The following is a 13,197-nucleotide window of genomic DNA, read 5'->3' on the forward strand; positions in this document are numbered from 1 at the left end:
AACCGACTCGGGGGACCGTGCGGGGCGCGCACAGCCGACAGTATCAGTAGCCGTCGGCCGCGACACGTACGCAATGACCGAGACGACCGACGCCGTCCGCGCGGCGCTCGATCCAGACCGACGCGCCGCCTTCGAGCGCCGCGTCGACCGGGAAGCCGAATCACTGCGGAACGACGTCGCCGCGGGCGCCTTCGATGCGCCCGACTTCGCCGTCGGACTCGAACTCGAGGGCTACGTCGTCGACGCCGACGGCCGACTCGCGGCCGCCCCCGAGAGCCTCTTCGAGAACGACGGCTGTAGCCGGGAACTCGGCGTCCACAACGCCGAGATGCACACTGCGCCGGACGTCGTCTCCGACGCGGGACTCCGCCAGCAGTACGACGAACTGCGAGGAATCTACGACGACGTCCAGCGCCACCTCGGCGAGTCGGACCGCCGCTTCGTCCTCGATGCGATGTGGACTGTGCCGCCCGAGTCGGGCACGCGCCGGTATCTCAGCGCGGGGACGGAGACCGACGGGATCTTTCTCGCCGACAATATGCGCCCCGTTCCCCGGTACGTCGCCCTCGATCAGAAAATCCGCGAGGCGAACGGGGGACGAATCGGACTCGGCCTGCCCGGCTACGACGACGCCCGCTCGATGCTCGTCGAGTCGCTCGCGACGTCGATGCAGCCACACCTCCAGCTCCCGGACCCGACGGACATTCCGCGCTACCTGAACGTCGCCACGCGGACGATGGGGCCGATCCTCTCGCTGACGGCCAACTCGCCGTTCCTCCCAGCCGATATATACGATGACGAGCCAGTCTCTGGTGTCGAGGAGGTGGTCGCACAGACCCCGCACGAACTCCGGATTCCGATCTTCGAGCGCTCCGTCGACGAGGGAACGAACAAGTGTCGCGTTCCGCGTGACGTAGCGAGCATCGGCGAACTGATCGACCGAATCGCCGAGGACCCGACGCTCGTCGCGCCGCCGGATCTGGGTGCAGACGGCAACGAAGACGGCGACGAGGGCGGATCGCAAGACGACAGTGGGGGAAAAGGCGACCCCGGAAGCGAGCGCTACCCCGCGTTCGGGGCGAAGCGCGGGACGTACTGGCGCTGGGTTCGCCCGGTCTTCGGCGGCGAGATCCCGCGCGGCGCGGACGGCGCACCGATCCCGGGCGCGAGCGAGGAGTCGGTGCGGATCGAGTACCGGCCGCTCCCGACGCAGCCGACGCTCAGAGACACCGTCGGCGTGCAGGCGCTCGTCGCCGGCGTGCTCCGCGGCGTCGACGTCGCGGACCACCCGCTCGCGACGCTCTCGTGGGAGGACGCGCGAGCATCGTTCTACGCCGCGGTCGACGATGGCCCGGACGCGGACTTACGCTGGGTGACGAAGGACGGCGAGCAGACGGGGGAAACCGAAGCTATCTACGACGACCTGTTCGCCCTCGCACGTCGCGGCCTCGACGCACTCGGTGTCGGTGCGGACGCGATCGAGTGGGCACTCGGACCGATCGAGGCGCGGCGCGATGCGGCGCACACCTCGCCGAGCGCGTGGAAGCGAGCGAGGGTTCGGGAAGCGGTCGAAGACGGGGCGTCGCTGCCGGCGGCGATCAGCGAGATGCAGGGAGAGTACGTCGAACGTGTCGCGGGCGGAACGCCGTTCGCGCAGTGGTAGGGACCAGTTTGTGGCGTGGTAATCTGACCGAATACGCTCACTCGCCGGCGCCGACGACCTCGTCGAGGCGCTCGAAGTAGGTCTCGCGCGGGATCTGATACGCCGCGCGGTAGTCGACGTCGCCGTCGGCGAAGCGGCGGGCGAGGTCGTTCGCGCCCGCGAGTGCGGCGGCGCGGCTGTCGTACGACTCGGATACCGCCTCGATCTCCGGTTCGAGCGTGAGGACGACGTGCCAGGTGGTCGTCGGAATCTGGGAAGCACCGGGACGGCGGGCCCGCGACCCGTTCGAGATCATAATCGTCGGGAGACACTCCGCGGGAAGGCCGTTCTGTTCGTTGAATACGTCCGGCCGAAACACCAGAATACGGCGGCCCTGTGGCTCGTCGTTCCAGAGGGTCCAACCGGATGGGGGTCTCTCGGGGGCGTCGTCTGCCGCGCCGTCGCGTTCGTCGTCTCTCGCCGGTCGCGGGCGGTCCTCCATACTCCGTCTTCGGGTTCCCGGATACATATATCGTCGCGTTGTGGACGGTCAGTTCCCAGGTATCGCCCCCCAAACCGAGGGAAGGCTTATGTGTGTCGATCACTCACACACTCTCAGTCTCGGTCAATCGGATCGAGCGACCGCCTGTACGCGCACCGCCCGCTGAATCCCGACGTTCTGTCGCCCTGTCGCCGCCTGGTCGCTGTCGCCCGATGACGTCTCGCCGCGCGCGTGCTGATTGGTATGTGTAATCATACCATACTTGCCACGAGCGCGCCATCGCGTTCGTGCGCGTCTACCCTCGCCACGCGCCAGGGAGACGCGGCGTCGCTCCCCGAGACGGACAAACAATGAACGGTGACAGAGAAACCCTCGAATCCCTGAGTCGGCAATACAAGGACTCGGTTCCCTCGGACCTTCGCGAAGCGAAGCGCTTCGAGTGGTACCTCGACGCGGTGTACGAAGACCCGCGTATCGCCAGAAACGCCCACCAGCGCGTGGCCGATATGTTCGACCACTACGGCACCGACTACGACGAGGACGCCGGCGTCGTCGAGTATCGGATGGCCGCCGAAGATCCGCTCCACGACGGTGAAAACACCTTCTACGGACGGGAGGTCCACGAGTCGATTCACGAGTTCGTGAACAAGGTGAAATCCGGTGCGCGCGGACTCGGTCCCGAGAAGCGGATCAAACTCCTCCTCGGCCCGGTCGGCTCCGGGAAATCGCACTTCGACTGGATGGTCCGCCGCTACTTCGAGGATTACACCGCGACGGACGCGGGGCGGATGTACACCTTCCGGTGGACGAACCTCTGCGACGTCATCCGCGATCAGGACCCCGAGGACGACGTCGTCACCTCCCCGATGAATCAGGACCCGCTGGTCCTCCTCCCACAAGAGCAGCGCGACGAGGTCCTCGCGCGCCTCAACGAGCGACTGGACGCGCCGTACACGATCCGGAACGACCAGACGCTCGACCCCGCCTCGGAGTTCTATCTCGACTCGCTGCTTGCGTCCTACGACGACGACCTCCAGGCCGTCTTGGAGAACCACGTCGAGATCGTCCGCCTCGTCGCCTCCGAGAACAAGCGGCAGTGCGTCGAGACGTTCGAGCCGAAGGACAAGAAGAACCAAGACGAGACCGAACTCACCGGCGACGTCAACTACTCGAAACTCGCCGTCTACGGCGAGTCCGACCCGCGCGCGTTCGATTACTCCGGGGCGTTCTGTAACGCCAACCGCGGGCTCTTCTCCGGCGAAGAGCTGCTGAAGCTCCAGCGGGAGTTCCTCTATGACTTCCTGCACGCCTCCCAGGAGCAGACGATCAAGCCGAAGAACAACCCCCGGATCGACATCGACCAGGTGATCGTCGGGCGGACGAACATGCCCGAATACAGAGAGAAGAAGGGCGACGAGAAGATGGAGGCGTTCAACGACCGGACCAAGCGGATCGACTTCCCGTACGTGTTAGAGTACGACGAGGAGGCCGAAATCTACCGCAAGATGCTCCGGAACGCGGACGTCCCGGATATGCACATCGAACCGCACGCCTTAGAGATGGCGGGGCTGTTCGGCGTGCTCACCCGGATCACCGAACCCGACGGCAACGTCTCGCTCGTGCAGAAGGCGAAGGCGTATAACGGCGAAATCGACGACGGCGACGACGTCGACGTCCGAAAAATCCGCGAGAGCGGCGAGGAGAAAGCCGACATCGGCGAGGGGATGGACGGCGTCTCCGCGCGGTTCATCGGCGACGAGATCGCCGAGGCGATTATGGACTCGACCCACCGCGACCGGTCGTACCTCTCGCCGCTGTCGGTGTTCTCGCACTTCGAGGCCAACTTGGAGAACCACGGGTCGATCCCCGAGGACAACCTCGATCGCTACTACCGCTACCTCGAACTCGTCCGCGAGGAGTACAAGGCGCGCGCCATCGAGGACGTGCGGCACGCGCTCGCGTACGATCTCGAAGAGATCCAGCGGCAGGGCGAGAAGTACATGGATCACGTGATGGCGTACATCGACGACGCCACCGTCGAAGACGAACTCACCGGGCGCGAGCAGGACCCCGACGAGACGTTCCTCCGCTCGGTCGAGGAGAAACTCGAGATCCCCGAAGACCGGAAGGACGACTTCCGCCAGGAGGTCTCGAACTGGGTCTCCCGCCGCGCCCGCGACGGGACCTCCTTCGACCCGCAGGACAACGACCGACTCCGCCGCGCGCTGGAACGCAAGCTCTGGGAAGACAAGAAACACAACATCAACTTCTCGGCGCTGGTCAGCGCGAACGAACTCGACGACGACGAGCGCAGCGCGTGGATCGACGCCCTGATCGACCAGGGCTACTCCCCGGAGGGAGCCCGCGAAGTGCTCGAGTTCGCCGGCGCGGAGGTGGCAAAGAGCGAACTGGAAGAGTAAGATGACCGCCCACAACCCAAACCCCGCGAAGGACTACGTCGAGACCGCAGACGACCACCTCCGCGGTACCTACGAGGAGCCGATGAGCCTGGAGGCGTACGTCGATGCCGCGTTCGAGCGACCGTCGATCGCCGCCCACGCCTCGAAGTACCTGCTGGACGCGATCGAGTCGATGGGAACGCGAACGGTTCTCGAAGAGGGGGAGACGCGCGAGCGCTACCGCTTCTTCGACGACCCCGCGAACGACGGCGAACACGCCGTCCTCGGAAACACCGAGGTCTTGAACCGCTTCGTCGACGACCTCCGGACGATCGCCGCCGACCGGGGGAAATCAGAGAAGATCCTCTGGTTCGACGGCCCGACCGCGACCGGGAAGTCCGAGCTCAAGCGCTGTCTCATCAACGGCCTGCGCGCGTACTCGAAGACCGACGCCGGCCGGCGCTACACCGTCGAGTGGAACGTCGCCGCCGCCAGCGACACCCGCGGCCTCTCGTACGGCGGCGAGTCGACCGCGCCCGAACAGGAGTCCGACTGGTACGAGAGCCCGGTACAGTCGCACCCGCTGTCTGTCTTCCCGTCGGCGGTTCGCAGCGACCTCCTGGCGGAACTGAACCGCCAGTCCGGCGATCACGTCCCCATCGCCGTCGACGAGGAACTCGACCCGTTCTGCCGGGAGGCCTACGAGTTCTTAGAGGAGAAGTACCGCCGCAACGGGCGCCGGGAGTTGTTCTCGGCGGTGACCGACCCCTCGCACCTGCGCGTGAAGAACTACGTCGTCGACGTCGGGCGCGGGATCGGCGTCCTCCACTCCGAGGACGACGGCTCGCCCAAAGAGCGCCTCGTCGGGTCGTGGATGCCGGGGATGCTCCGCGAACTCGACTCGCGCGGGCGGAAGAACCCCCAGGCGTTCAGCTACGACGGCGTGCTCTCGCAGGGCAACGGCCTCCTCACGATCGTCGAGGACGCCGCCCAGCACGCGGACCTGCTCCAGAAGCTCCTGAACGTCCCCGACGAGGGACACGTCAAGCTGGATAAGGGAATCGGGATGGACGTCGACACCCAACTCGTCATCATCTCGAACCCCGACCTCGACGCCGAACTCGACAAGTACGCCGACCGGAACGGTCGCGACCCGCTGAAGGCGCTCAAGCGCCGGCTCGACAAACACGAGTTCCGCTACCTCACGAACGTCTCGTTGGAGGCGGAGTTGATCCGCCGGGAGCTAACCGACGAAACGGCCGTCTGGGACGTCGAAGACGAAGACGAACTCCGCGAGCGCGTCCGCGCGCCGCTCGTCGTCGACGTGCAGAACGCGCCGGGGTCGGTGCGGGCCAGAGAACTCGCGCCGCACGCTGTGGAGGCGGCCGCGATGTACAGCGTGCTCACCCGACTCGACAGCGAGGACGTCCCCGCCGGCTACGACCTCGTCGACAAGGCGCTGCTCTTCGACTTCGGCTACGTTCAGGAGGGCGACGACCGAACCCGCGTCGACGAGTTCGACTTCGACGGCGACGGCGAGGGGATCCACGGCGTCCCCGTCACGTTCACCCGGGACGTCATCGCGGACCTGCTGCACGAGGAGACCGACCGCTGGCACACCGACCTCGCCGTCGAACACGTGGTCCTGCCCGAGGACGTACTCGACGCGATGGCTGCCGGCCTCCACGACGCCCCCGTCTTCTCCCGCTCGGAGCGCGCGGAGTACGAGGACCGCGTGACGCTGGCAAAGGAGTACGTTCTCGACAGACAGGAGTCCGACGTGCTCGCTGCGTTGCTCGCGGACCGCTCGGTCGAACGCGAGACGGTCGCGGAGTACGTCGAGCACGTCTACGCGTGGGACGGCGACGAGCAGGTCGAGACCGAGCGCGGACCGGTCGATCCCGATCCGCTGTTGATGAAGCTCTTCGAGACCGAACAGCTCGGTCGGTTCGACGACGACGCCTACCTCGGAAACCGCCCGACCGACTCCGTCGAGGAGTTCCGCCGCGAGAAGATCATCACCGCGCTGAACCGCTACGCGTGGGAGAACCGCGACGCCGGGTTCACCGTCGACGACGTCGACCTCTCGGAGATTCCGGTGATCCGATCGGTGCTCGACACCTACGACTGGGACGACGTCAAACGGCTCTACGAGGACTTCGACCCCGCGCAGTGGGACGACCCGCCGGAGAACACGGAGACGGCGCGGCTGAAAGCACAGACGATCAGCGAACTGACGGCCCGCGGCTACACGCCGGCGTCGGCCGAACTGACGAGCCGCGCAGTGATGCGTGAGGTGCGCCACCGATGGGACTGAGAGAAGACCTCGAACGATTCCGCGAAGTGGGCGAAGAGCGCCGCGAAGACCTCGAATCGTTCATTCGATACGGGGATCTCAGCGGCTCGAACTCCGACGAGATCGAGATCCCGATCAAGGTCGTCGACTTACCGGAGTTCAAGTACGACCAACTCGACCGCGGCGGCGTCGGCCAGGGGCAGGGCGGCACCCCAGACGTCGGCCAGCCCGTCGGCCAGCCACAGCCGCAACCCGGCGACGGGGACGGCGACGGCGACGAGGACGGCGAACCCGGCGAGGAGGGCGGCGAGCACGGTTACTACGAGATGGACCCCGAGGAGTTCGCCGAGGAACTCGACGAGGAGCTCGGTCTCGATCTCGAACCCAAAGGGAAGGAAGTGATCGAGGAGATCGAGGGCGACTTCACCGACGTCACCCGCACCGGCCCCAACAGCACGCTCGACTTCGAGCGACTGTTCAAACAGGGACTCAAGCGGAAGCTCGCGACCGACTTCGACGAGGAGTTCGTCCGCGAGGCGATGCGAGTCGCGGGCGAGACGCCCGAATCGGTCTACCGCTGGTGCCGGGCGGAGAACATCCTCGTCTCGCTCCCGTGGATCGAGTCCGAGTGGGACAAGATTCCGGACGACGAGCGGGGCCGCTGGGACTCCTTCGGGGAGATGACCGACAACGTCGAGCGCAGCACGGCCGTCCAGCGCATCCGACGGCGCGGGCTCCGCGAGATCCCGTTCCGCCGGGACGACGAGCGCTACCGTCACCCCGAGATCGAGGAGAAAAAGCAGAAGAACGTCGTCGTCGTCAACATCCGCGACGTCTCGGGTTCGATGCGCGAGACGAAGCGCGAACTCGTCGAGCGGACGTTCACGCCGCTGGATTGGTATCTCCAGGGGAAGTACGACAACGCCGAGTTCGTCTACATCGCCCACGACGCCGACGCCTGGGAGGTCGACCGCGAGGAGTTCTTCGGCATCCGCTCGGGCGGCGGCACGCGCATCTCCAGCGCGTACGAACTGGCGAAGCAGGTCCTCGAAGAGCAGTACCCATGGGCGGAGTGGAACCGCTACGTCTTCGCCGCCGGCGACTCCGAGAACTCCTCGAACGACACGACCGAGCGGGTGATCCCGCTGATGCGGGACATCCCGGCGAACCGCCACGCGTACGTGGAGACCCAGCCCGGCGGCACCGCGATCAACGCGACGCACGCCGAGGAGGTCGATCGCGCCTTCGCGGACGACGGCGACGTCGTCGTCGCGTCCGTCGGCTCGCCCGAGGACGTCACCGACGCGATCTACGAGATCCTCCAGCCGGCGTCGGCGAAGGCCAAGGCGGAGACCTCGTGACGATGCGCGCCGACACCACTCAACCAATCACACAACACACACTATGACCACCAGATTGCGACGCTTCAGACGGGCGGCACGCGAGGAGGCCGAGCGGCTCGAAGAGCCGGTCCGGGAGGCCGCCGCGCTCGCCCGGAAACTCGGACTCGACCCCTACCCGGTGAACTACTGGGTGGTCGACTACGACGAGATGAATCAGCTCATCGCCTACGGCGGGTTCCAGCGGCGGTATCCGCACTGGCGCTGGGGGATGACCTACGACCGCCAGCAGAAACAAGACCAGTTCGGGATGGGCAAGGCCTTCGAGATCGTCAACAACGACGACCCGAGCCACGCCTTCCTGCAGGAGTCGAACACGCTGGCCGACCAGAAGGCGGTCATCACTCACGTCGAGGCCCACGCGGACTTCTTCCGCAACAACGAGTGGTTCAGCCGGTTCTCCGGCGACAACGACCTCGACGCCGCGGCGATGCTCGAACGGCACGCCGAGACCATCCAGCGGTACGTCGACGACTCCGACATCGACCGCGAGGCGGTCGAGCGCTTCGTCGACGCCGTCACGTGCTTAGAGGATACGATCGACCAACACCGACCCCTGAGCGCCGACCCCGATACCGGCCGGACCCAGCCCGAGGACCTCCGGGAGCGACTCGACGGCATGGACCTCTCTGCGGCGGTCAGAGAGGCCGTCTTCGACGACGAGTGGCTCGACGGCCTCGCGGAGGCGGAAGCCGCCGCGGCCGACCTCGATCACCCGCGCTCGGACGTGCTCGGGTTCCTCCGCGAGCACGCGACGGTCTACGACGAGGAGGCGGGCGAAGCCGTCGAGATGGAGTCCTGGCAGAAGGACGTCCTCGACTTGCTCCGCCGGGAGGCGTACTACTTCGCCCCCCAGAAGATGACGAAGACGATGAACGAGGGGTGGGCCGCCTTCTGGGAGTCGCTGATGATGGGCGAGGAGCGCTTTGCCGGCGAAGACGAGTTCCTCACCTACGCCGATCACCAATCGCGGGTGTTGGGTTCGCCGGGGATGAACCCCTACAAGCTCGGGAAGGAGCTGTGGGAGTACGTCGAGAACACGACCAACCGGCGCGAGGTGGCGGACAAGCTGCTCCGCGTCGAGGGGATTACCTGGCGGAACTTCCACGACGCCGTCGACTTCGAGCGGGTGCAGTCGCTGCTCGAACCGCCGGCGGCGATCGACACGGTCCGAAGCGACACCCTCGACGACCTCGCTGCGCTGCCCGAGGACGACCCGCGCGTCGACTGGGAGGCGCTGGACCGGGCGCTGTCGGATCCGGACGCCGTCGACATCGACCGTTACCCGTGGAAGGTCCTCACCTACGAGGGGCTCGCCGAGCGGCACTTCTCGCTCCTGAAACCGCAGTACTGCGGCTTCCTGCGTCGCATCCGCCGCTCGGAACTCGAACAGCTCTCCAGATATATGTTCGACGACGAGAAGTACGCGAGCGTCGAGGAGGCTATCGACGACGTCGACAAGACGGCCGGCTGGAACCGGATGCGAGAGGTCCGCCGGAGTCACAACGACGTGACGTTCGTCGACGCGTTCCTCTCGCCGGAGTTCGTCGAGGAGAACCACTACTTCACCTACGAGTACACCCGCGCGACGGGGGACTTCCGCGTGGCGTCGACGGACCACGCCGACGTGAAAAAGAAGCTGCTCCTGCAGTTCACCAACTTCGGGAAGCCGACGATCGCCGTCTTCGACGACAACTTCGAGAACCGTGGCGAACTGCTGCTCGGGCACCGCTACAACGGCATTATGCTCGACATCGGCGAAGCACGCGACGTGCTCGAACGCATCCACGAGCTGTGGGGGCGCCCGGTGAATCTGATGACGATCCGCAAGGAGTTCGACGAACACGAGGTCGAAGTCGCTCGGCGGCGGAACCGCGAGCCCGAACCGACCGAAGCCGGCGTTCGTATCCGCTACGACGGCGACTCGTTCGACGAGTTCGAACTCGAACCCGAGCTAGAAGAGCGGATTCAGGCGTCCGACGTCGACTACGACACCAAGCCCGAGGAGTGGCTGTCGTAGTCGCCGCGCCGTTTTTCCTCGGGTTATCGGCGCTCGCCGCCCGTCAGCGCGCTGACCCGCCGGTCACGGGCGGGAACATCGCGAGTTCGTCGCCGTCGGCCACCGACGCCGAGAGGTCCGCCGGCGAGCCGTTCTGCATCAGATTCACGTCGTCCGCGAGGTCCTCGCCGTCGAGAATCCGGTCGCCGAGTCCCTCACAGTCAGCCAAGAGCGCGTCGAGTGCGTCGCCGATCGTCGACTCAGCCTCGACAGAGACGGCGTGTTCGCGTCCGCCCGCCACCTCGGCGAGGTCGGCGAACAGTCGCCAGTTGATCGTGTGCATACCTCCACTCGCGCGCCGGGCGAGTTGAGCGTTACGCCGCTGCGAGCGTTGCCACGTCGCGCAGCCGTTCCGGGCGGGCGACCAGATAGAGCGCGTCGCCGGCGGCGAGCGTGCGGCTCCGCGCCGGAATCGGCTCGATCGCCCCACGCGTGGGGCGCACGGCGGCGACAGTGGCGTCGACGTCGCCGACCGTCGCCCCGTCGAGGTCGCTCCCGGCGCCGACGGTGACGACGTCCATCGTCTCGTCGGCCGCGCGTAGCAGCGAGGTGAACTCCCGCTCTGCGCCGGGGTCGCTGGGGAGCGTGAGCAGTCGATAGGACGCCGCGGGATCGAGGTTTTCGGCGTCCGCCTCGTCGACGACGACGGTGGCAACGTCGCCGGTCACCGCCCGGAGTTCGCCGCTCGCGACGCGCGCTGCGGTCCCGCTCGCGCTCTCCACCGCGCCCTCACCTGCCTCGGTCCGCCGCCACAACTGGACGGCGTCGCCCGCCGACGCGCCCGCCCCGGGGTCCGCCCGGACAGCGACGGCGGCAAAGCCGGGGGCGAGTGTCGTTCCGAGTCCCGCGACGCGCCGGCCCAGCCCGAGCCGCGTGACGGTGCCGTCGTCGTCGAGTTCGAGGTCGACGTAGCCTACGCCGTAGTCCTCCTTGATGCGCGCGACGACCCGGTCGCGGAGGGCGTCACCGCGGAGATTGCGGGGGACGAGCAGCGTCTTCCCGGCGAGCGCGTCCTTCGTCGCCGCCGGGACCGGCTCGTAGCCCTCGATGTCGTCGACGTCGGATTCGACCTCCGGGAGTTCGACGGCGCGGACGCGCCCGACGTTGCTCACGAGCCGGCTGACTTCGGTGTCGAGTTCGCGGACGCCGACGACGGCGAACGCGCTCGTGGTGAGCCGATCGCCGACCGCGCGTCCGGCGGGCGAGACGACGATTGCCGCGCCGAGCGCCGCCGCGTTGACGAGGACGACCATCGGGTCGAACACCGCCGCCGGGTCGGATCCGACGGCCTGCTGGAAGAGGCCCACGGCGTTGAGATACAGCGCGACGCCGGACGCCCCCGTGAGCGTCGCCAGCCACGCCGGGATCTCCTCGCGCGTGTACCAGCGATAGACGACCGCGGCAGCGGCAGCGACTATCGCAGCGACTGCTGCGAGCCCGACCACCCGAGTGAGCGCGCCGATCAACGACGGGTCCGCCGGGATGCTGTCGCCGAGTTGGAGGGGTGCTGTGAGCGCGACGCCGACTGAGGACATTACGACGCCACCTCCGCGAACCGATCGAGCTCCGACGTGTTCCCGACGACGACGAGGTCGTCGCCCGCGGTGATCGACCGCGTCCCGCGCGGGGCGATAGCCCACGACCCGCCGTGTCTGACCGCCAGCACCGCCACGCCGTAGGTGTCCCGGACCGACGCCTCACCGAGCGTCGTATCAGCCAGTTCGCTCCGATCGCTGACCGTGACCCGCCGGAATCGCTTGCCCGTCCGGCGCAGGAGTCCGACCAGTTCGAATTCCCGGCGGCTCCCCCGCGAACGGACGGCGAGGCGGACGTCGTCCGCTCCGAGCAGCGAGGTCGCCGTCTGCCGATCGGTCGCGAGCGTGACTCGGGCGCGACCGCCGACGGCCGTGGGTATCGACTGCGTCTCCGGTGGGAGGTCTGCGTCGCCGCCGTCGGTGGCCGCCTCGTCAGTCGTGTCGGTCTCGGTATCCCCGGACGGAGTCGGCGTCGTTCCCCCGTCGACGACGCCGAGGAGTCGCGCGTCGAACTGCTCGCCGTCCGCCAGAACGGTCACCTCGTCGCCACGCGCCGCGCCCGTCGGGATCAGCGCGTCGACCGAGACGGCCCGCTCCCCGGGATCGAGGTGCTTCGAGAGCCCGCTCGTCGGCGGCGCGGCCGCGACCGTCGCCCGGCCGCGCTCGTCGAGCGTCACAGCGACTTCGACGAGGTGGTACTCGGTCCGGAGCGCGGCTTCGACGCGCGATTCCAGTTCGACGAGCGGGAGGTCGGCCGGAAACGTCCACGTCTCCGCGCGGATCGACTCGTGGAGCGCCTCGGGGAGCGGCGGATACCCCTCGACGTCGCCGACGTCCCCAACGACGCTGATGCGGACCTGCCCGCGCCCGCCGACGAGTTCGACGACGTCGGTCGAGAGCGTCCGCTTCGTGAGTTCCCGAAGGTTGAGCCGCTTCGGGAGTGCCGCCCCCATCTTATCGCCCTGTGCGTGGGCGTACAGCGTCCCCATCAGCACGACGAGCAAGGCGATCGTGAGCCGCAACTGGTTCGTCGACCCGGTGAGCGAGGGGTCCGCGAGCGCGAGGAGACCGCCGTTGAGCCCCGCGATCGCGACACCGAGGCCGACGACCCCCAGCCCCGGGATCGTAATTCCGGTAAAGTATTTGAACCCGAACCCGAGCAGCCACGCGATGAGCGCGGGAACGAGCCCGGTCAACACGCCGAGGTAGAGTCCGTAGAGGACCTCGACAGGGAGCGACGCCATCGACGGCACCTCTCGGCCCGACGATTTACAGTTGTCGCTGCATCGCCTTCCGGAAGCCGTGAAGCGGTCGCGCGAGGAAAATGACGAGACTATTAACCCAGAGACGACGCAGAGAGAGAT

Annotated in this window: 10 protein-coding genes; 5 read left to right on the top strand and 5 right to left on the bottom strand. The window is 67.3% G+C overall.

Features of this window, described 5'->3' with window-relative positions; translation table 11 throughout:
- Window positions 1-73 precede the first annotated feature (73 nt).
- Window positions 74-1,663 (top strand): glutamate-cysteine ligase family protein, encoded by a 1,590-nt coding sequence (locus tag NO347_RS07280; RefSeq protein ID WP_256288967.1) that lies wholly within the window; start codon window positions 74-76, stop codon window positions 1,661-1,663.
- Window positions 1,664-1,700: 37 nt separating this feature from the next.
- Here NO347_RS07280 and NO347_RS07285 read toward each other — a convergent pair whose 3' ends face one another.
- Entirely contained in the window at window positions 1,701-2,144 is a 444-nt protein-coding gene (locus NO347_RS07285) for a DUF5820 family protein (protein ID WP_256288968.1), read from the bottom strand.
- Between the two features lie 123 nt (window positions 2,145-2,267).
- Window positions 2,268-2,399, bottom strand: coding sequence for a hypothetical protein (locus NO347_RS07290; RefSeq protein WP_256288969.1), 132 nt, complete (start codon window positions 2,397-2,399; stop codon window positions 2,268-2,270).
- Window positions 2,400-2,494: 95 nt separating this feature from the next.
- Between NO347_RS07290 and NO347_RS07295 the strand changes: the two genes are divergently transcribed.
- From NO347_RS07295 to NO347_RS07310, 4 genes are read left to right on the top strand one after another with little or no spacing between them, the layout of a single operon-like run.
- Window positions 2,495-4,564, top strand: a complete 2,070-nt coding sequence (locus NO347_RS07295) for a PrkA family serine protein kinase (RefSeq protein WP_256288970.1) — start codon at window positions 2,495-2,497, stop codon at window positions 4,562-4,564.
- Window position 4,565: 1 nt separating this feature from the next.
- On the top strand, window positions 4,566-6,860 hold the full coding sequence (locus NO347_RS07300) for a PrkA family serine protein kinase (protein ID WP_256288971.1): 2,295 nt from the start codon (window positions 4,566-4,568) through the stop codon (window positions 6,858-6,860).
- Window positions 6,851-8,200, top strand: coding sequence for a DUF444 family protein (locus tag NO347_RS07305; RefSeq protein WP_256288972.1), 1,350 nt, complete (start codon window positions 6,851-6,853; stop codon window positions 8,198-8,200). The genes NO347_RS07300 and NO347_RS07305 overlap by 10 nt, the downstream gene beginning before the upstream one ends.
- Window positions 8,201-8,243: 43 nt before the next feature.
- Window positions 8,244-10,259, top strand: a complete 2,016-nt coding sequence (locus tag NO347_RS07310; protein ID WP_256288973.1) for a SpoVR family protein — start codon at window positions 8,244-8,246, stop codon at window positions 10,257-10,259.
- Window positions 10,260-10,302: 43 nt separating this feature from the next.
- On the opposite strand, the gene NO347_RS07315 is transcribed toward NO347_RS07310, so the two are convergent.
- From NO347_RS07315 to NO347_RS07325, 3 genes are read right to left on the bottom strand one after another with little or no spacing between them, the layout of a single operon-like run.
- A complete protein-coding gene (locus NO347_RS07315; protein WP_305148816.1) occupies window positions 10,303-10,581 on the bottom strand; it encodes a ubiquitin-like small modifier protein 1 in 279 nt (92 codons plus the stop codon).
- Between the two features lie 31 nt (window positions 10,582-10,612).
- Window positions 10,613-11,833, bottom strand: coding sequence for a TrkA C-terminal domain-containing protein (locus tag NO347_RS07320; RefSeq protein ID WP_256288974.1), 1,221 nt, complete (start codon window positions 11,831-11,833; stop codon window positions 10,613-10,615).
- The gene (locus NO347_RS07325) at window positions 11,833-13,077 is read right to left on the bottom strand and encodes a potassium channel family protein (protein WP_256288975.1); all 1,245 of its coding nucleotides are present in this window, start codon (window positions 13,075-13,077) and stop codon (window positions 11,833-11,835) included. Before NO347_RS07325 ends, NO347_RS07320 begins: the two co-directional genes overlap by 1 nt.
- Window positions 13,078-13,197: the final 120 nt, after the last annotated feature.

The sequence above is a fragment of the Halobellus inordinatus genome (assembly GCF_024464655.1).
Taxonomy (GTDB): domain Archaea; phylum Halobacteriota; class Halobacteria; order Halobacteriales; family Haloferacaceae; genus Haloquadratum; species Haloquadratum inordinatus.

Bases quoted from the DNA above. Each gene is read 5' to 3' on its own strand.
- NO347_RS07315 (WP_305148816.1), bottom strand. From the start codon at position 10,581: ATGCACACGATCAACTGGCGACTGTTCGCCGACCTCGCCGAGGTGGCG.
- NO347_RS07310 (WP_256288973.1), top strand. From the start codon at position 8,244: ATGACCACCAGATTGCGACGCTTCAGACGGGCGGCACGCGAGGAGGCC.
- NO347_RS07320 (WP_256288974.1), bottom strand. From the start codon at position 11,833: ATGTCCTCAGTCGGCGTCGCGCTCACAGCACCCCTCCAACTCGGCGAC.
- NO347_RS07325 (WP_256288975.1), bottom strand. From the start codon at position 13,077: ATGGCGTCGCTCCCTGTCGAGGTCCTCTACGGACTCTACCTCGGCGTG.
- NO347_RS07300 (WP_256288971.1), top strand. From the start codon at position 4,566: ATGACCGCCCACAACCCAAACCCCGCGAAGGACTACGTCGAGACCGCA.
- NO347_RS07285 (WP_256288968.1), bottom strand. From the start codon at position 2,144: ATGGAGGACCGCCCGCGACCGGCGAGAGACGACGAACGCGACGGCGCG.
- NO347_RS07280 (WP_256288967.1), top strand. From the start codon at position 74: ATGACCGAGACGACCGACGCCGTCCGCGCGGCGCTCGATCCAGACCGA.
- NO347_RS07290 (WP_256288969.1), bottom strand. From the start codon at position 2,399: ATGATTACACATACCAATCAGCACGCGCGCGGCGAGACGTCATCGGGC.
- NO347_RS07305 (WP_256288972.1), top strand. From the start codon at position 6,851: ATGGGACTGAGAGAAGACCTCGAACGATTCCGCGAAGTGGGCGAAGAG.
- NO347_RS07295 (WP_256288970.1), top strand. From the start codon at position 2,495: ATGAACGGTGACAGAGAAACCCTCGAATCCCTGAGTCGGCAATACAAG.